The sequence below is a fragment of the Halomonas sp. TG39a genome (genome assembly GCF_000744395.1).
Classification (GTDB): Bacteria; Pseudomonadota; Gammaproteobacteria; order Pseudomonadales; family Halomonadaceae; genus Vreelandella; species Vreelandella ventosae_B.
Genome location: NZ_JQLV01000001.1, coordinates 3,918,361 through 3,935,796, shown reverse-complemented (window position 1 = coordinate 3,935,796; position 17,436 = coordinate 3,918,361). Strand labels below are relative to the sequence as shown.

Below are 17,436 nucleotides of genomic sequence, written 5' to 3'. Positions count from 1 at the left end.
GACGGCCAATCAGATATTCTTCAATTGCTGTTACCTCAAACGCACGATCAGCATCGACGCCAATTGTGTATACGAAAGTAGCATCTTCATAACCCGGATGCTTAGGCTTACCTTCACAATCACCATCCCCCCACTTGAAATATGCTCCCAATCGTACCGTTATGGTACTCCGACACGAAGCCTTGCCGATTCTCAAAATCCTTCTGTCGCTGTTACAGATAACGTATACGCCTGGCAAATTCCCATTTGGGTAGGGATTACAGTATTCAGTTCGAAGATTGTAAGGACCGTTCAACTCGATGGGCGCCATGAACGGTCGTGGATACTTCCTATTGAACTCGTCTATCACTTGTCTTAGTTCATCTATCGAAGCCATTGTTGCCCCTAACGCCAGCAGCACGCGCGGCTTTGTAGTGAAGGCGAAGCCGCAACGAAAAATCCGTCGCGGTGCCTGCGATTGTTAGTTCTACTCCTTGATAAGCTTACCCCAGTCGTCGTCTGTCTCTTCAACAACGATGTTAACTCCGCAAAACACCTCTTCGTCGTTAATGCGAACATAATTGAATAACCGGGACTTAACCTTCCCTGAGAATTTACTGCGTTGGCCTCCGTCAGCAGAATTGTCAATGTGTACGTAGTCTCCAACGTTGGGCAATATTACCTGACCTGACTCGCTAGTGGCTTCAATACCAACTATTTCACCGTCATCCAACGGGCGGGCTGAGCCCTTTGGAAGATACTGATAATCGATCCCATACTTAATCTTCATCGAATTCTCCTAAAATTCATTAAGAACTAACAGGTATTAGACTGCCCATCCTATGATTGGATAAACATGCAGGCACGTTTACCCGACAAATGCAGCCTACAAAATCCACTCTAAGTCATTGATAGGTATTTTTGCTAATTTTTATTAGGCTACATATCCAAAATTCGCGCGCCTCCCTTATTACCCTGCACCTCCGCCTTGGGCGATTATCTGTCTTGCTGAACTCACCCACCCTACCGAATCCAGATTAGCACAGTGTTCTTAAGACGGCTGATTATCTTAGGTTGGGCTTTCAACGCCGACGTTGTTAGGTCAGCGGGAGCTGCTAGGGATAAAAAGGCTCTTAGTAAACGCGATATCCAACCCCATTCTTTGCCCTTGCGTGGAGGCGGACTGAACGGGATATCTGGATACAGATGCGAGAAGAAGTAACATTTACCGCTGGGCGGGTTAGATGCTCAGCGATCTGAACAATCAACTTATTGCAGGTAATAGCCATCACCTGGATGATGGCATAGTTGCACGGAGTGGGTATAACGCGGGGTTGGAGAAAGTGGTGATCGGCTGTTTAACGCCTTTCCCTCCACTTACGCGGATCAATGCGGCCTTCGTACATGGGTAACTCCAGCACTGGGTCATCCTCCCGGAACTGAGACCACATGCGGTTTAGGCCCGCGGTGCCGAAGGTACGCACACGCTCGACCTCATCAATGTTAAGTACATCGGTGAGTATGCCCGGGGTGGCGCCGGGCATACTGGCGCGGATGCGGCCTTCGGGGTCGACGATCAAACTCTGACCTTCTCCCGCAGGCGCGGCTGAATTAGCGCTCACCATATACACCTGGTTGAAAATAGCATTGGCCTGCACAAGGATTTGCTCCTGGGCGCGGTCGCAGGTGGTGGTGGCCACTTGGTTGATGATCACCTCCGCCCCCAGCCACGCTAGCTGACGTACCGTCTCGGGGAACCAGATGTCGTAGCAGATGGCCAGGCCGATCCGGCCTATGCCCGGCACCTCGAACACTTCAAAGCGATCTCCCGGCTGATAGGGCTCATAAGGACGCCAGGGGAAGCACTTACGGTAGGCAGCCACTCGCTCACCTTCAGGCGAATACACCGGCGCGGTGTTGTACAGATGCCCGTCCTCACCTCGTTCGCATACCGTGCCGGGCAGCAGCCATACTCCCAGGTTGCGGGCGATACGTGACAAGTGCTGGTGACGGGGGCCATCGATCGGCTCAGCCGCGGCTTCCAGTTGCTCTTTGCGCTGCTGAGGCGTACCCGTGGCGCCGCATAGATGGAGCTCCGGATAAACCACCATCCTTGGCTGTTCAAAATCGGCACCGAAGTCGCTCAGGTGCACCGCCAGCGCGGCCTCAAAGTCCAGCAGTTCGGAGTCAATGCCGTGCGGCCGCGAGGCTTCCTGCACTACAAGGACAGGCAAATTTCTGGACATAGTGAATCTCCGTTTAAAGGGTCGCTTTTACCGAGGCGGGCTCTGATTCATCAAAGGCCACTTCCGGCGGCTCGCGACGGAAAAAGCGGGTCAGGTAGGCCAGTTGGGCGAGACCGATTGAAAGCCAGATCAGGCCCAGAATAAAGGCGTTGATATCCAGCTTACTCATCAGCCAAAGGTTGACCAGGGCACCGATGAGCGGCACCACCATTCCTCTCAGCACACCATACTGGCGCCTTGCATCGGCGTCTTTGCTGACCAGAAAGATCACTGACAGGTTCACCATCGTAAAGGCGATAAAGGCACCGAAGTTGATAAACGATGCGGCCGATAACACATCAAGGAACAAGGCAATGATGCCAATGGCGCCCGTTAACACGATATTGAACACTGGCGTGTGGAAGCGCGCGTGCAGCGCACCGAACAGCTTAGGCGGCAATACCGCATCCCGCCCCATGGCAAACAGCAACCGAGAGGCACTGGCTTGAGCGGCCAGGCCGGACGTGAACTGGGCAAGCACCATGCCGGCCAGGAAGATAGCGCCGAAAAGATCCGCACCGATGGTCGTGGCAATCTCAAAGGCGGCGGAGTCGGAATTTACGAAACTGCTGCCAGGATGCACCAGCTGGGTGGTGTAGCCCACGAGTACGTAAATACCCCCGCCGATCAGCGCGGTGAGCATAATGGCCTTAGGGATATTGCGCTTCGGGTCGATGGTTTCTTCGGTCAGTGTGGTGACGGCGTCGAAGCCAAGAAAAGAGTAAGCGGCCACCGCGGCGCCCGCAGCAATCGCGGTAAAGCCAGCCTCTTCACCCAAGAACGGCCCCAGGCTAAAAAGCGCATCGCTGCCACCGGTCGCAAATACGTGACGAATAGACAGCAGCACGAAGAAAGCGATCACCAATATCTGGAACACCATCAGCAACGAGTTCACTTTGGACGCGAGCTTGATGCCGTAGATATTCAGGAAGGTGGTGATACCAATGAAGCCGAGCAGGAATATCCAGCTCGGCACGTCAGGAAAGCGCGCATTCAAGTAAGCAGCGCCGATCAACCAGATCACCATGGGCAGGAAGAAATAATCCAGCAGCACGCTCCAACCCACCATAAAGCCGACCCTGGAGTCGATAGCCCTGCGGGCATACGTATAGGCAGAGCCTGATACCGGATAGGTGCGCGCCATAATGCCATAGCTGTAGGCCGTGAATAGCATGGCCGCGGTGGTGATCAGGTAAGCGGTGGGTACGGCGCCATTGCTAGTGCTGGCAATGACCCCGAAGGTGCCCAGCACGATCAATGGCGTCATGTAAGCCAAGCCAAACAGCACCACTGCTTTGAGTGATAGAGTTCTTTCCAGTTTGATATTGTTATCCGTCATGATCCATCTCCAGGAAACGTTGGAACCGACATCGGGCAATTGCCCTCACAGTTGCTGACGTTGTTGCAATGCAGCTAGACTGCGACAAAAGGTAGCCGATCTCCTTAGAACGGTATTGGCAGCCAACTTGAGCGTATATAACCCCAGAGTGGTATGGGCCTGCGGATGTGGAACGGGTGACGCATAGCGAACATGACGAGGAACTGGCCAACGCCATCATGGCGTTAGCGACCCCTGAGCTGCCTCAATATTTCTCCAGCCTGGTGAAATGCCTAGCGGCATTCGATAACTTGATCATCATCGCTTACCACGGTGAACATCGGCCCGCGGTGCTCTATCGAGAGTACACCGACCCTGTCGTCTATCTACCCATGGATAGCCAATATCTGGGGGGAGCTTACTTGTTGGACCCCTTTTACCGCGAGCATCTCAGGGGCAGTGTGCAGGGTATTCGTCGATTGATGGACGTGGCGCCCGATCACTTTAGGCGCACGCATTACTATAAAAATTACTACCAGCAAACCACGCTACTAGACGAAGTGGCGGTTTTCGCTAGCATCACCGAAAGTGTCACACTAACCGCCTGCTTGGGCAGAGACTGCTCCAGCGGCAAGCCTTTCAACAAGCGAGAACTACAGGCTTTGCGGCAGTACGGGATGACCCTCAGCTCGCTGCTGAAAAAACATTGGCAGGATTACCGCTCTGACAATGTGATGAAAGCGGCACCAGCCCCAGTAGAGGAACGCCTGAGAGAGGCGCTGAATCAGCAACACAGCATCCGGCTAAGCCCGCGCCAGGCGGAGGTGGCGCTGTTTATTCTAAGAGGCCACTCATCCCTATCGATCAGCCTACACCTGGGCGTCAGCCTTCAGACAGTTAAGGTCTTCCGCCGCCAACTCTACGCCAAGTGCTGCATCTCCTCCCAGGCGGAGCTCTTCGCGCTGCTTATGCCGCTGTTCGCTCGGCTGACCGAGCACGGATGACACCTGTACCTCGGGGCAACGGTTTGCATTCTAGCGCTTGACCACCGTTTACCGAGAGCAGCTGAGATCGCCCTCTTCACAACTAGCATGCTCGCGCAGTTGTTCAGTGCGTTCCGCTGTCAGCGTTTCCAGACAGCCGTTACGCACCATGGGTTGGGCGCTACCGCCTTCCACAGCGCTACTTTCAAACGCGCACTCAGCATCACGAAAGCCGATCCACGCCCGCTGCGCCGCTCGGAGCTTCTCGAGTGACGCTGAATTGTCCTCCAGACGGCTAACAACGGTTTGGTAAACCGTGTTGAGCTCGTCATCCGCCGCTTGATAGGCCTGCGCCGTACACTGGTTTAGCTCGGTTTGCGTATTGGCGCTAGCGCACGAATCATCCGCGGTAGCAAAGCTACTTGATAGCAAAAACCCGACACTCAGAAAGAGAGACGATAAGCGCATAGTGACACCTCTTGATGCTGGTTAAATCCGAACCGGAAAAAGTTAGCACATGTCCACGAAGCTGTATTTACCCTGTACTAATAAAGCAAAGCGCCGGCATCTCGGCCAGCGCTTTCTAGGTACACATCAAAAGATGTTTTTCGCTTAGGCGGTAACCGCTAGTGCGCAATCATTTCTTCGACAATTTCTTCACCGCTCAACTCGTATGGGTAATAAGTCGGCCAGTTGGTAACTTCTTCTAACAACGCCTCACGGTCATCGCCCCAATAGAGATGGAAGTGATGCGCATCGGTGGGGTAAATACTGTGGTCACTAAATTGGATGTATTGGGGTAGCTCATCGGATGCTTCTTCAAGCGCGTAGATGAACCGCACACCCCGGTTACCGGCTTGGTAATTTAAAATTTCATAGCCATCGTATTGGTATTCACCCGTGCGCTCTTGGCCATTTTCAAAGAAAGTGACGTCGCTTCCATCAATAACGATACGCTCTACATCCGTTTGGTAACCGGTATCGTAATACGCTTTATACTCTTCGGCGGTCTTGTCACCATTGTCTGCTTTATGCGCAAACACTTCGTCAAGGGTGCCATCTTGTAGGTAGAGATAAACGGACTGCCAATCACCCTCCCAGTCAGATAGCGCGCGATCCTCAACCTGGTCGTCATCAAAATAGCCCGAATAGATATCGCTATCGTGGTCGTGGTCGTGGTCGTGGTCGTGGTCGTGGTCGTGGTCGTTATGAGTATGATCGTGCTCATGCTCATGCTCATGCTCATGGCCATGATCGTCGGCGCTAACGCCTTGAATGCCCGTCAGTATCAAAGCACTCAATACAAGCGCGCTGGTGCTCTTAAGTGGCAATGCTGTCATCTCCGATCTCTCCTTTTGTCGATTACAAAATAATGCATTTCCACTTTAAAGATATAATATAACATACCATTAATCAAACACATTCCTACCGATGTCGGGCACTTCAGCAAGAAAGGAGACATTGAAAGAGAAACAATAAAATTAGCAGACACAAACGCATCGGGCCCCGCTTACGCGGGGCCCGATCATCGAATCTAGAAGATTCGAGAGCTTACATAATCGCTAGGATTAAGAAAGCAGCTTGATGTTTGAAGCTTGAAGGCCTTTCTGACCTTGGGTAACGTCAAAAGAGACGTTAGCGCCTTCCGGCAGGGTCTTGAAGCCGTCAGACTGAATTTCAGAGAAATGAGCAAAAACGTCATCACTGCCGTCAGAAGGAGCGATAAAGCCAAAGCCTTTAGAATCGTTGAACCACTTAACTGTGCCAGTTGCCATGATATAAATCCTTTTCGCAAGTCGCGAATTGTAAGAATCCTGGTATTACCCAGATAAATAGTGAGTAGAACAAGGAATACAATTACAGACTACCGAAAGAATTCGAATGTTTCTGGAACCATGCTTGCTTGCTAACTTACTAACTGGGCTCATCCTGCCACGTAGTCAGCAGCAGGTCAAAGCCTTTGTGTTTTTTAATTTGCAGTCCTGGCTCTCATAACCGCTTTTAAACCGCGCAAATTAGCCAAAATAGTCGTAATCTTGCCGATAAGCTAGGCACCCTTAATTCGACCGCCTGGCGCGCTTTGGCTTGCCCGGTGAATCCCGCATTATTCGCGGCCTGGCGAGCACTCTGGAAGAGGTTTGAACATGCTATACGGACTTAGTTTGTTGGCGGGTATTGTGCTACTGACCCTAGGTGGGGAGTCGCTTATTCGCGGCGCGGTGGCGGGCGCGCGAAGGGTCGGGGTTTCGCCACTGCTCACCGGGCTAGTAGTGGTGGGTTTTGGCACCTCGGCCCCTGAACTGGTTGTCTCGATTGATGCTGCGATTAATCAGCAGCCTGATATTGCGGTTGGCAATATTGTGGGTAGTAATATCGGCAATATCTTATTGATTTTGGGCATGTGCGCCGTTATTAGCCCAATGGTGGTTCAACCTTTAGCACTGCGCCGGGATGGCCTGGTGGTGGTACTCGCCAGCCTGCTGTTTATTGGGCTTTCGTTTAACGGCGCTCTAGGACGCGCAGATGCCGGCATTTTCCTAGTGGGGCTGGTTGGCTACCTTATTTGGGCGTATATCAGTGAAAGCCGCCATCACGTTCCCGCAGCGGATATGCACACCGCTGAAGCGGATGAAATGACCAAGCTACCCACCACCGGGTGGATGATTGCCTTGGCGCTGGTGATCGGCCTGGGCATGCTCATTGGCGGTTCGCAACTGCTGCTCTTTGGCGCCATTGGCATAGCGCAGGCTATGGGGATTTCCGAAGCGGTGATCGGCTTAACCATTGTGGCTGTGGGTACCTCGCTGCCTGAAATGGCCGTATCGGTGATTGCGGCCCTACGCCGCCATGCTGATGTGGCGGTGGGTAACATTCTCGGCAGCAATATTTTTAATCTGCTGGGCATTTTGGGCATCTCAGCTTTCTTGCAACCACTGCCGCTGGTCGAGCGGGTCGTCTTATTTGATCAGTGGGTAATGCTAGGTGCCGCCGGTGTACTGGTGCTGTTCCTGTATACCGGCATGCGCTTATCACGCTGGGAGGGCGCCGTATTACTCGCAGGTTATGCGGCTTATATCGCGTTAAGCTTTACGATTTTTTGACATTCGTAGCTCTGGTCGCCCTTGGCGGCTAGCGCGCCGCCTGACATAGAAGCACCGGGGCGATCAGTGTAACGAGCTAGTTAAAAGGCTAACGCAGTGCGTCAGGCACCTCGATACCTGCTTCCTGGTAGTAACGCAGCGCTCCTGGGTGGAGCATCCCGGTCATGTTTGCCAACATATCGGGGGTAATACTGCTCCACCACGGGGCCTCTTCTGCCATTGCATCGAGGCGCTCCCAAAACGTTCTGGTTAGCGTATAGGCAGTTTCGTCGTCCATTGCCGTGGTGGTGTAGGCAATCACAGGGAGCGACGTCGTTTGGACATCGTTGTTAACGCCAGGGTAAGTGCCGCCGGGTATCAATTGGCGTAACGCCCCGGTTTGCTCGACTTGTTCGTCGGTCAGGCTGACCAACGAGATAGGCAGACTGCCAGCCGCCTCGATCACACCGGGCGAGGGGTAGGCACTCGCGGTAACAAAGCCATCAATCTGGCCGTTTTTGAGCGCATCGGGCCCGCTGTTAATAGCCGCATCAGCGATTCGGACGCCCTCGTCCAGGTCAAACAACCCCAGGTAGCGAGTTGCCTCACGAGCACTGAAGGTGCCTCGCCCAATCAATATATGTTTGCCTTCCAGCGCGGAAAAATTAATGTCGCCTTTATCGCCTGCAAGCACAAAGTGCATGGTCATAGGGGGCAACGGAAATAAACCACGAATCTCTTGGAAACGAAGATGCGGGCGCTCGGCAAAATCCCCTTCACCAGCCATGGCCTGCTCAATTAAAGCTGACGGTGAGGTGAACACGTAATTGCCTTGGCGAGCCAATACTTCCATTACGTTTTGTACAGACCCCTGACTCTCTTCCGAGGCGAGAATAATCGCATCATCCGTCCCTTTGCGGACGGCTTCAGAGAGCTCTACTCCCATTAGATAGTAGGAAGTACCCGCCGCGGCTGATTTATAGGTCACGCGGGTTTCAGCCTGGGCGGAGAAAGCGAGACTTGCCAGCGCTAGCGTCGCTGCCGAAACGCCAAGCGCATGGCGTAGGAAGCAAAAGGGGTTGCGCATTGTGTTATTCCTTAACGTAAATCGGCCTTGTTTTATCGTCACCAGCTGTTTTGGCTATTGATCAAGCTGAGAGCATGGCGCTGCTCAACATAGCACGACTGCGCTCAGCCGGGCACGCGACGCCATCGCGCCTTACCCCGCCCTCGCCACATCCGCGGACATATAGTTTAAATCCAAACATTAGCTGTAAAAGATATATGTTCTGAAACTTACTCAACAATGCTATGCGGCGATAGTATAATAATGAACTGTCTATTAACTTTTTTATAGAACTAATACTGGGAAATTTACCATTACCTAAAAGATTAATTTCCTAAAAAAAGATGCTATTACCTTAAGAAGAACTACTTTCGTTCGTTTTAATAAGGTATTGCGGCGCAATATAGGCTGATAAGATAAGTCCGTTTTTACACCACTCCTGACAACTTAACCATGAGGAAGAACGTCACATGCCTACGTTGTGCCAACCCTCTTGCCAGCCACGATTATATCGTCGCTGGCTTTTTTTGTTAGCGGCCTTACTATTAGGCGTAAGCCCCAGTGCTTTTGCCGTAACCGGTGAATTAGATCTAACCACCTCTGCCGTTGGCTTTTTCGCTGTTGCGATTTTCGTCCTGGCCTATGCGCTAGTCATGGCGGAAGAAAAGATCCATATGCGCAAGTCTAAGCCGGTGCTAGTGGCCGCCGGTATCATCTGGAGCCTCATCGGCTGGGTGTATGTCCAAAACGGTATGTCGGACGCGTCTGAGTACGCTTTCCGCGTCACGCTTTTGGAGTTCACCGAGCTGATGCTGTTCTTGCTGGTGGCCATGACCTACATCAACGCCATGGAAGAGCGCCGCGTTTTCGATGCCCTGCGCTCCTGGATGCTGCGCAAGGGCTTCAACTACCGGACGCTGTTTTGGCTGACCGGCGGTCTCGCCTTTGTGCTGTCGCCGATTGCCGACAACCTCACCACGGCCCTGCTGATGTGCGCCGTGGTAACCAAAGTGGCCGAAGGCAACCAGCGCTATATTAACCTGGCTTGTATCAATATTGTGGTGGCCGCCAACGCGGGGGGCGCGTTTAGTCCGTTCGGCGATATTACTACCTTGATGGTGTGGCAAGCGGGTATGGTTGCCTTCCAGGATTTCTTTATTCTGTTCTTCCCTGCCCTGGTCAACTTCCTGATTCCCGCCTGCATCATGAGCCTGTTCATCAAGGATGAAAAACCCGAAAGCGTTTATGAAGATGTGTGGATGAAACGCGGCGCCAGGCGCATTGTGGGGCTGTTTTTATTAACCATTGTGACGGCTGTGTTATGTCACGTAGTGCTTCATCTGCCACCGGTACTGGGCATGATGACCGGCCTCGGCTATTTGCAGTTCTTTGGTTACTACCTGCGTCGCAGCCTGCCCCGCTCTTTAGAGCGTAAGCGTGAGCGCTATAGTCGCCGAGGGGATGAACGCAAACTTCAACAGCTGGGTAGCGTAGTGCCGTTTGATGTATTTAACCGCGTGGCACGCGCCGAGTGGGACACACTGCTGTTCTTCTACGGGGTGGTGATGTGCGTTGGCGGGCTTGGCTTTATGGGCTATTTGGGCTTGCTTTCAGAAGCGCTGTATACCGGTTGGAACGCGACGGCAGCCAACATTACACTGGGTGTGGTCTCGGCGGTTGTCGACAACATTCCAGTGATGTTTGCAGTGCTGACCATGGAGCCCGATATGTCCCATGGCCAATGGCTGCTGATTACTCTAACCGCGGGTGTCGGGGGCAGTTTGCTATCGATTGGCTCCGCGGCCGGTGTGGCCGTGATGGGTCAAGCCAGGGGTTCCTATACGTTTATGGGCCACTTGCGCTGGTCGCCGGTTATTTTACTCGGTTACATTGCCAGCATTTTGGTGCATATGTGGCTTAACGCAGAGAGCTTTGCGCTATTCAGTTAAGCACAGCTCAGTTAAGCACAGCACTTAATATTAGCAGCACGCTTAACCCCCTTTTCACCTGGCTGAAAAGGGGGTTTTTAATAGCTTTCAAACAGGTACTCAATGGGCGTCGGGCGACCCAATAGGTAGCCTTGATAGCGGTAACAGCCGTGGCCCCTTAACCAGTCGAGCTGCTCTTGTTTCTCCACCCCTTCCGCCACCACAGTTAAGCCTAAACTCACTGCCAGCAGAATGGTGGTATCCACAATCGCTGCGTCTGTCTTATCGGTGAGCAATTCGTGAATAAAAGATTGGTCAATTTTTAACTCATCCAACGGTAAGCGCTTCAGATAACTCAGCGATGAGTAACCGGTACCAAAGTCATCCAACGCAAAGCGGATCCCCCTAGCACGCAGCTTCAACATCGTATTGCGCACCCGGACTGGCTCACGCATCAACAGGCTTTCAGTGACTTCTAGCACCAAACGGCTAGGCGGCGCCTGAGTTTCGGCTAGCAGCGCCTCGACATCACGCACGAACTCTGGCTGCTGAAATTGCACGGAACTCACGTTGACGGAAATACTTAATGGCGCGTAGGCCGCTTGATGCGACCATTTGGCTAGCTGCTCGCAGGCTGACCGCAGCACCCAGTAACCGATCGGCACAATCAGCCGAGTATCTTCCGCAAGTGGAATGAACGTCGCGGGGGAGACCCAGCCTCGCAGAGGGTGGTACCAACGCAGTAACGCCTCTACGCCAGTGGTCACGCCCTGATGGTCGACCTGCACTTGGTAATGCAGCGCCAGCTCGTTGCGCTCCAGCGCCTTACGCAAGTCAGCCTCTAAACTGGCCCTTTCCAGCACGCTGGTTTGCATATCCGTATTAAAAAAGCACAGCGTGTTGCCGCCCGTGCTTTTCGCCTGCTGCAACGCCATATCAGCCTGTTGCAGCACGCTATCCATACTGTGCTCGCCTCCTCCGATAAACAGCGCAATGCCAATACTGGCACTGATTGGTAACGAGTGGCTGGTTCTTAACTGTGCAATGGTTTCCAGTAGTTGGCGCGCCACACGCTCGGCTTTTAGTGCAGCGTTCGTCTGTTGCTCGCCCAGATCATTGATCAGCACAACAAACTCATCGCTACTAAAACGGGCTAGCGTTACCTCTGGCTCAAGCCGCTGACGTAGCTGTTCAGCCACGCTAATCAATAGCTGATCGCCACTCTCGTGGCCCTGGATATCGTTCACTAAACGGAAATTATCCAGGTCGATTACCATTACCGCGCTATAGGACGCAGCCCACTCATCATGCTCAATCGCGGCCGTTAAGGCGTCCATCAGCTGCCGCCGGTTGGGCAGCCCGGTTAGCGAGTCGTAGAAGGCCAGGTAGTGGGTGTGCGACTGCATTTCGAGGTAGTCAGTGAGTTCGGTCGAAATACCGCACAGGGAAGGAGGAGCGCCGGGTGACATGGCAAGCGGCATTTTAATCGATAAGAACGTTCTTACCCGGCTTTCGCCCTGCAAGATATTGCTCTCTTCTACCGTCACTTTTTTTCCTGAATCCAAGACATTGCGATCAACCTGCTTGATTTCAGCAGCGCTTCCGGGATCAAAAAAGGCCTCGTCGCGCTTACCGATAATTTTGTCGGCAGGCAGACCAAATAGATCGCTAATACGACGGTTAACGTATTGATACTCCAGGGACGGCGACTTGATATAAATAAACGCATCAACGCTATCCAGAATCGTCGTCAGCATCTCTTGATTGGACTGGAGTAGCGCCCGGTTATGCCGCATACGCCGCTTGAGCAACAGATTGCCCAGCAGCGCCAAAAGAAGAAAAACGAGCAGCAAGGCGATACCCCAACGCCCCAGGTAGCCATCAATACTGCGTATCAGCTCCGCCGGAAGCGCTGCAGACGAGGCAAAATAGTCCATAGCGGCTGGTCACTGACCCGGCATGGTAAGGGGGCCTGCCCGCTCTACCACTCGCTGCCAAGCGGCGTCTTGCTCAATGCGTGACACAAACGCCGCTATGGCAGGATAGCTTTCCAGCGACTGGATGGCGGCCACCGCCTGAAGCGGGAAACTCATTTGCATATCGGCGCCGCTGGGCCACGGCCCACCAAAGTTGCCCTCCGCCAACAAGTGTTGGTTAATAAAGTTGAGGTGCCGTTTAATCTGCGGTGTCAGGAAGCGCTTGCTGACTGTATCGCTAATCCCTTTCGCCAGCGGCTTAATCAGCCAGGGGGACTGTTTTGGAATTTGGCTGAACACAAGCTGCATCACCAGCAACGGCATGAATGAGCCTTCGGCATAGTGCAACCAGTAGCGGTAATCCACCCAAGCACGCATATCATCCGACGAAGGCTGGCAGCGGCCCTGCCCATAGCGCTGCACAAGGTAATCAATGATCGCTCCTGACTCAGCCACAGTGAGATCGCCATCGGTAATCACCGGAGACTTACCCAACGGATGGATTTTTTTCAGTGCGTCGGGCGCTTGTTGTGTTTTGCCATCGCGTTGGTAAACCACCAATTCGTAGTCCAGTTCAAGGGCTTCAAGTAGCCACAGGATGCGATGCGAACGAGACTTTTCCAGATGGTGAACGTGGATCATAAACTCTCCATGGGGCTGAGTTGCGCACCAGCTTGCACTGGCGACACTTATCCTTTGTTTACAGGCACATTTAGCTTAGTACCATAAAGCCCATCATCATAGGCGCAATAAACGCAGGTGAGTATCAACGCAACGTCGAACCCCATGGAAGCGCGAACGCAATCAGTGGTTATTAAGAACTGTGTATTAAAGACAGTGCATTAAGACCGGAGCATTAAGACCGCTGCGCGTGGCGCCAACGCGCCAGCAAATCCAACGGAGACCACTTACCTTGCAACCAGGGCGCCAGTAAACGCATAGAGAGCGGAATAAACACAAACACCATCACCGGGGTCAACATCAGCGTGCTCACCACTACCCGCGGCACCAGCGTCCAATCGGCCAGTACGCCACCAAATACCAGTTGAAAAATCAGCGAGATAGGAAAGAAAGCCAGCCACACGGCCACGGCCTGCTTCCAGCGCGGCGGGGCGCTGCTGCCGGTTTGAAACCACGCATCCAGCCCGGTGGCCCGGTGCTCATGGGGCGCTTCATACAAGCCCTTACCGCGCGCCAACCACGCATGGCGTGAGGCTGAGTGTTCCCAGGCGGCTAAGGTTTCACTGCTGCTAAAACGGAATATAATCTGGTATTCATCGTCGTCAGCCGGTGGCGCCAATACGCCGGAGCCGAGGTAGCCAGTAAAATCGGCCGCCAGCTCGCGCCCTTCGTTCAGCCAACGATTAAAATCAGCGTAGCGGCCGTGCTCAACGCGACGAGCCACCATCAATGTGACAGGTGAGGCAGACATGGTATATCTCCTAATGTGTCCACAGCCAGCGCCGGGTAGGCAGGCCGTTTGCTTTCAAGGGGGTAACCCTGAAAGCCGAATGGTCACATTATACAAGCAATGTTGATGCCATGCTGTGAATGTTGCGCTATAGCCGATAACGCGGCGAGGTTTCACGCCCAGGAATAGGATGGGGACGCTCCCCACGTTGGAAAGCGCATACGTGTATATAGATTTCCACCGCGCTACGAATGGCATCGGCCTCTTGGGGGTCGGGTTCTACTACCGGGCCGGTATACTCGCCTTCGCTGCGTAGCACGGCATCTACCTCGGCCCGGTAACGGCCCAGCAGGTGCTCAAGGTTCATCCGTATACGATGAATTTCCAGCCCAAACGCCTGGCGCTGATCGGTGCGTTTAAGGATATCCAACGGGTTCGAAGCAGCTTCGATCAAATTTTCTAGCGTCGCAAAAACTAACTTTTCAGCGCTGTTTAAATTGGGAATAATGGAATAAATGAGGTCATGTAAGGTGACCGGTGTTCCAAGGCGGTGCATAGGCAATTCAACGTCCGGTTAAGGGATTAATGCTAATAAATCGGCCCTGCTCAGAAAAACTTAATCGATAAATACCGCGTACCCCATCACGCCCCACCACCCGGCGAATCGCCTCAGCGGGAAATACCACCCAACGGCCATCCACGCTGCGGGTACGTACGTTGGCAATACGCCCTTCGTAATGGGCTAGGCACTCGTCGTAGTTCAGATTAATGAATACATCAATGGTTTGCATAGGGTCTGCATCGTGCAAACTTGCACTCTCGGCATTGCTCGCTAATACTTCATGGTATCCCAACTCGTACTTAGTCGGTAATCTCCTATGGCCGTTTCTTCCGTTAGCAACGTTTCCCTCTCTGCCTGGGCGTATCCTGTAGCAAACGCTACATCACCGCGCGTTGAGCAAGCCGCAAAGGGCCGTGCACTTGAAGAAGACACGGCATCTAGCGACGATACCGATGCGACAAGCACTAGCGAAGAGAGCAGCAGCGACGCCGCTGGCCCCAAACGGGCTGACGGTACGCCCATGGCGCCGGAAGAGATTCAGCTACTAGATCAGCTTAAACAGACGGATCGCGAAGTTCGCCAGCACGAGATGGCCCACCAAACAGTGGGTGGCGCCTATGCAGGCGGCGCCAGCTACGAGTATGAAGTCGGCCCAGATGGCAAGCGCTACGCGGTGGCGGGAGAAGTACCGATCGACTACGGCCCGGTGCCCAATGATCCCCAAGCGACTATCGAAAAAATGCAGACCGTGATCGCCGCGGCCATGGCACCTGCCGACCCTTCCCCTACCGATTATCAAGTGGCTGCCCAGGCGCGTCAGTATCTATTGGAAGCCAAACTCGAAGCGTCCATGCAACGTAGTGAGATGGAGCAAGCCCGCAGCGACGGCGCCGCGGCGACATCATCCACTGCTACGCCCTCCGCAGATGAATCAGCCGCTGATGAGCTAGCCGCTTAGTTATCCGATACTGCGAGAGCGTTCCACTCTTCACGCCTAGGCCAATTCGCCAACCAGGCAGGTAGCGCCTCGGCGGGCATTGGCCGAGCAATACCATAGCCTTGGGCTAAGTCGCAGCCCAAGGCCATCAAGGCTTTAGCATGCGCTAAGGTTTCTACACCTTCCGCCAGCATCGGTCGCTTAAAGCGATTCGCCATGTAAATAACGCTCTCTACAATCGCCATATCGTCCTGATCGCTGAGCATATCGCGGACAAAGCTTTGGTCAATTTTGATCAAGCTGACCGGTAACTGCCGCAGGTGGGTTAACGACGAAAACCCGGTACCGAAATCATCAATAGCAAAACTCACACCCAGCGACTGGCAGCGCGACATATTTTGCAGTGCGGCCTGGATGTCGTGCATCGCGGCACTCTCCAGCACTTCGAGCTTGAGCATGGCGGGCGGCACATCGGGGTGACGTGCCAGCAGCTCGCTTAAACGTTGACTAAAATTACCCACGAGCAAATGCGTAGGACTTATATTCACATTGATCGGCAGCGCAATGCCTTGAGCCTGCCATTTAGTCAACTGACGCAGCGCCTGCTCAATAACCCACTCGCCTAGATCCACTTCTAACGGCGTGGTATCGATAATGGGTAAAAACTTCGCCGGCGCAAGCAAACCCTCTTCAGGGTGCTGCCAACGAATTAGCGCCTCTAGGCCGACCACCTGGCCGCTGCGCATATCGACCTGGGGCTGATAATAGAGGCACATTTCATGGTTATTGAGCGCATCAATAAAACGCTGCCTCTGCTCATGGCGCACCTGCAGCAAGCGGTCATGGTTAGGGTCAAACAAGTGGAAGGTATCGCGGCCACGCTGCTTAGCACGGTACATAGCCTGATTGGCATGGCGTAACAGCACATCGCCCTGAACATGGTCACTCGGGTAGACCGTCACCCCCAGGCTTGCCGTTAGGTGAATGCTCTGCCCGTCGATCATCAGCGGTTGGCGAATGGAGGATAACAACTTCTCAAAAAAATCGTCGTCGACACCATGGTGGAGTAACAGCACAAACTCGTCGCCCCCCACCCGCGCCAGCACATCATCCCCGAACAACAGATGGCTAATCCGCTGCGAAAAAGACGACAGCAGCGCATCGCCCACGGTGGAGCCCAGGCGGTCATTAATGTTTTTGAAGAAATCGATATCCAGCGAGCACACCGCCAAGGGTAGCTCCTTCGCATCGGCATGCTGCATGGACTCTTGAATCAATTGCGTCAGCAGTTGCAGGTTGGGTAGCCCGGTTAGGGCATCGAAATAGACTTCTCGGTTCAGGTGGCGGGCATGAGCCGGAATGGCCGAAAGGTCCGCGAGGACAATCACGTGGTGATCGACCTCGCCGTGCTCGTTGCGCACGCGATTAATCGACATCATCCCCGGATAAAACTGGCCATCGTGGCTACGGTAGCTCACCTGGCTTTTACTACGGTCACGCAACTGCAGTTCTTCACGCATCAATCGCGTGGTGCGGCTATCATCCAGCGGTAAAATGCTGAACGCTTCTGGTGTTTTGCCCTGTACATCCCCCTGGGCAAACCCCGTTAATTCACAAAAAGCGGGATTCACCTCCACCACCCGATTTTCCGCATCGGTAATAATGATCGCTTCATTGGCGTAACAAAATACCGATTCAGCGGGAGACACTGTTTGGCCGACGGATGTTGTTGGCATCACGTTCGAACGGGGCAGTGAAGGTGTTGGCTGGGAGTGCTGTTGAGACAAAGACTGTTCCTTCGATACCTTCAAGGATTGATACATACGTCTTTGCTCTCCTCGTCGTTTTTATAGAGCCGTCGCTATATAGGTTCGTTGTTATATAGAGCCGTTATTAGGTAAATAGAGTCGT

At 53.4% G+C, this 17,436-nt stretch carries 17 protein-coding genes; 4 read left to right on the top strand and 13 right to left on the bottom strand.

Features of this window, described 5'->3' with window-relative positions:
* Positions 1-466: 466 nt before the first annotated feature.
* The 3 genes from U738_RS17745 to U738_RS17735 all read right to left on the bottom strand — a co-directional run bounded on the left by U738_RS17745 (position 467) and on the right by U738_RS17735 (position 3,603).
* Complete coding sequence (locus U738_RS17745; RefSeq protein WP_035582876.1) at positions 467-769, bottom strand: hypothetical protein; 303 nt, start codon at positions 767-769, stop codon at positions 467-469.
* 568 nt (positions 770-1,337) lie between these two features.
* On the bottom strand, positions 1,338-2,225 hold the full coding sequence (locus U738_RS17740; RefSeq protein ID WP_172821693.1) for a carbon-nitrogen hydrolase family protein: 888 nt from the start codon (positions 2,223-2,225) through the stop codon (positions 1,338-1,340).
* 13 nt (positions 2,226-2,238) lie between these two features.
* On the bottom strand, positions 2,239-3,603 hold the full coding sequence (locus U738_RS17735) for an APC family permease (protein WP_035582875.1): 1,365 nt from the start codon (positions 3,601-3,603) through the stop codon (positions 2,239-2,241).
* A gap of 176 nt (positions 3,604-3,779) precedes the next feature.
* Between U738_RS17735 and U738_RS17730 the strand changes: the two genes are divergently transcribed.
* A complete protein-coding gene (locus tag U738_RS17730) occupies positions 3,780-4,586 on the top strand; it encodes a helix-turn-helix transcriptional regulator (RefSeq protein ID WP_235208658.1) in 807 nt (268 codons plus the stop codon).
* Positions 4,587-4,634: 48 nt separating this feature from the next.
* Here the strand turns inward: U738_RS17730 and U738_RS17725 are convergent, their stop codons facing one another.
* The 3 genes from U738_RS17725 to U738_RS17715 all read right to left on the bottom strand — a co-directional run bounded on the left by U738_RS17725 (position 4,635) and on the right by U738_RS17715 (position 6,340).
* Positions 4,635-5,033: a lysozyme inhibitor LprI family protein gene (locus U738_RS17725; protein WP_035582873.1), complete on the bottom strand. Its 399-nt coding sequence runs from the start codon at positions 5,031-5,033 to the stop codon at positions 4,635-4,637.
* Between the two features lie 158 nt (positions 5,034-5,191).
* Complete coding sequence (locus tag U738_RS17720; protein WP_035582867.1) at positions 5,192-5,905, bottom strand: metal-binding protein ZinT; 714 nt, start codon at positions 5,903-5,905, stop codon at positions 5,192-5,194.
* A gap of 228 nt (positions 5,906-6,133) precedes the next feature.
* A complete protein-coding gene (locus tag U738_RS17715) occupies positions 6,134-6,340 on the bottom strand; it encodes a cold-shock protein (RefSeq protein WP_007111857.1) in 207 nt (68 codons plus the stop codon).
* A gap of 369 nt (positions 6,341-6,709) precedes the next feature.
* Here U738_RS17715 and U738_RS17710 point away from each other — a divergent pair, with 369 nt between their 5' ends.
* On the top strand, positions 6,710-7,666 hold the full coding sequence (locus tag U738_RS17710; RefSeq protein ID WP_035582866.1) for a calcium/sodium antiporter: 957 nt from the start codon (positions 6,710-6,712) through the stop codon (positions 7,664-7,666).
* Positions 7,667-7,754: 88 nt separating this feature from the next.
* On the opposite strand, the gene U738_RS17705 is transcribed toward U738_RS17710, so the two are convergent.
* Positions 7,755-8,732: a TAXI family TRAP transporter solute-binding subunit gene (locus U738_RS17705; protein WP_035582865.1), complete on the bottom strand. Its 978-nt coding sequence runs from the start codon at positions 8,730-8,732 to the stop codon at positions 7,755-7,757.
* 449 nt (positions 8,733-9,181) lie between these two features.
* Between U738_RS17705 and nhaD the strand changes: the two genes are divergently transcribed.
* Entirely contained in the window at positions 9,182-10,660 is a 1,479-nt protein-coding gene (nhaD, locus tag U738_RS17700; RefSeq protein ID WP_035582864.1) for a sodium:proton antiporter NhaD, read from the top strand.
* Between the two features lie 77 nt (positions 10,661-10,737).
* Here the strand turns inward: nhaD and U738_RS17695 are convergent, their stop codons facing one another.
* The 5 genes from U738_RS17695 to U738_RS17675 all read right to left on the bottom strand — a co-directional run bounded on the left by U738_RS17695 (position 10,738) and on the right by U738_RS17675 (position 14,817).
* On the bottom strand, positions 10,738-12,576 hold the full coding sequence (locus tag U738_RS17695) for a putative bifunctional diguanylate cyclase/phosphodiesterase (RefSeq protein ID WP_035582863.1): 1,839 nt from the start codon (positions 12,574-12,576) through the stop codon (positions 10,738-10,740).
* 9 nt (positions 12,577-12,585) lie between these two features.
* On the bottom strand, positions 12,586-13,257 hold the full coding sequence (locus U738_RS17690; protein ID WP_035582862.1) for a glutathione S-transferase family protein: 672 nt from the start codon (positions 13,255-13,257) through the stop codon (positions 12,586-12,588).
* Positions 13,258-13,471: 214 nt separating this feature from the next.
* Positions 13,472-14,047 carry an antibiotic biosynthesis monooxygenase gene (locus tag U738_RS17685; RefSeq protein WP_035582861.1) on the bottom strand — a complete coding sequence of 192 codons (576 nt, stop codon included), beginning with the start codon at positions 14,045-14,047 and terminating at the stop codon, positions 13,472-13,474.
* Between the two features lie 127 nt (positions 14,048-14,174).
* Complete coding sequence (locus U738_RS17680; protein WP_035582860.1) at positions 14,175-14,582, bottom strand: hypothetical protein; 408 nt, start codon at positions 14,580-14,582, stop codon at positions 14,175-14,177.
* A gap of 7 nt (positions 14,583-14,589) precedes the next feature.
* Positions 14,590-14,817, bottom strand: a complete 228-nt coding sequence (locus U738_RS17675; RefSeq protein WP_035582856.1) for a DUF2835 family protein — start codon at positions 14,815-14,817, stop codon at positions 14,590-14,592.
* A gap of 87 nt (positions 14,818-14,904) precedes the next feature.
* Here U738_RS17675 and U738_RS17670 point away from each other — a divergent pair, with 87 nt between their 5' ends.
* Positions 14,905-15,546, top strand: a complete 642-nt coding sequence (locus U738_RS17670; protein WP_035582854.1) for a putative metalloprotease CJM1_0395 family protein — start codon at positions 14,905-14,907, stop codon at positions 15,544-15,546.
* On the opposite strand, the gene U738_RS17665 is transcribed toward U738_RS17670, so the two are convergent.
* On the bottom strand, positions 15,543-17,348 hold the full coding sequence (locus tag U738_RS17665) for a putative bifunctional diguanylate cyclase/phosphodiesterase (RefSeq protein WP_081899127.1): 1,806 nt from the start codon (positions 17,346-17,348) through the stop codon (positions 15,543-15,545). The genes U738_RS17670 and U738_RS17665 overlap by 4 nt on opposite strands.
* Between the last annotated feature and the right edge of the window lie 88 nt (positions 17,349-17,436).

Coding starts and splice junctions, on each gene's coding strand:
- U738_RS17745 (WP_035582876.1), bottom strand. CDS start 769: ATGAAGATTAAGTATGGGATCGATTATCAGTATCTTCCAAAGGGCTCA.
- U738_RS17695 (WP_035582863.1), bottom strand. CDS start 12,576: ATGGACTATTTTGCCTCGTCTGCAGCGCTTCCGGCGGAGCTGATACGC.
- U738_RS17710 (WP_035582866.1), top strand. CDS start 6,710: ATGCTATACGGACTTAGTTTGTTGGCGGGTATTGTGCTACTGACCCTA.
- U738_RS17670 (WP_035582854.1), top strand. CDS start 14,905: ATGGCCGTTTCTTCCGTTAGCAACGTTTCCCTCTCTGCCTGGGCGTAT.
- U738_RS17740 (WP_172821693.1), bottom strand. CDS start 2,225: ATGTCCAGAAATTTGCCTGTCCTTGTAGTGCAGGAAGCCTCGCGGCCG.
- U738_RS17665 (WP_081899127.1), bottom strand. CDS start 17,348: ATGTATCAATCCTTGAAGGTATCGAAGGAACAGTCTTTGTCTCAACAG.
- U738_RS17675 (WP_035582856.1), bottom strand. CDS start 14,817: ATGCAAACCATTGATGTATTCATTAATCTGAACTACGACGAGTGCCTA.
- U738_RS17720 (WP_035582867.1), bottom strand. CDS start 5,905: ATGACAGCATTGCCACTTAAGAGCACCAGCGCGCTTGTATTGAGTGCT.
- U738_RS17715 (WP_007111857.1), bottom strand. CDS start 6,340: ATGGCAACTGGCACAGTTAAGTGGTTCAACGATTCTAAAGGCTTTGGC.
- U738_RS17685 (WP_035582861.1), bottom strand. CDS start 14,047: ATGTCTGCCTCACCTGTCACATTGATGGTGGCTCGTCGCGTTGAGCAC.
- nhaD (WP_035582864.1), top strand. CDS start 9,182: ATGCCTACGTTGTGCCAACCCTCTTGCCAGCCACGATTATATCGTCGC.
- U738_RS17690 (WP_035582862.1), bottom strand. CDS start 13,257: ATGATCCACGTTCACCATCTGGAAAAGTCTCGTTCGCATCGCATCCTG.
- U738_RS17725 (WP_035582873.1), bottom strand. CDS start 5,033: ATGCGCTTATCGTCTCTCTTTCTGAGTGTCGGGTTTTTGCTATCAAGT.
- U738_RS17705 (WP_035582865.1), bottom strand. CDS start 8,732: ATGCGCAACCCCTTTTGCTTCCTACGCCATGCGCTTGGCGTTTCGGCA.
- U738_RS17680 (WP_035582860.1), bottom strand. CDS start 14,582: ATGCACCGCCTTGGAACACCGGTCACCTTACATGACCTCATTTATTCC.
- U738_RS17735 (WP_035582875.1), bottom strand. CDS start 3,603: ATGACGGATAACAATATCAAACTGGAAAGAACTCTATCACTCAAAGCA.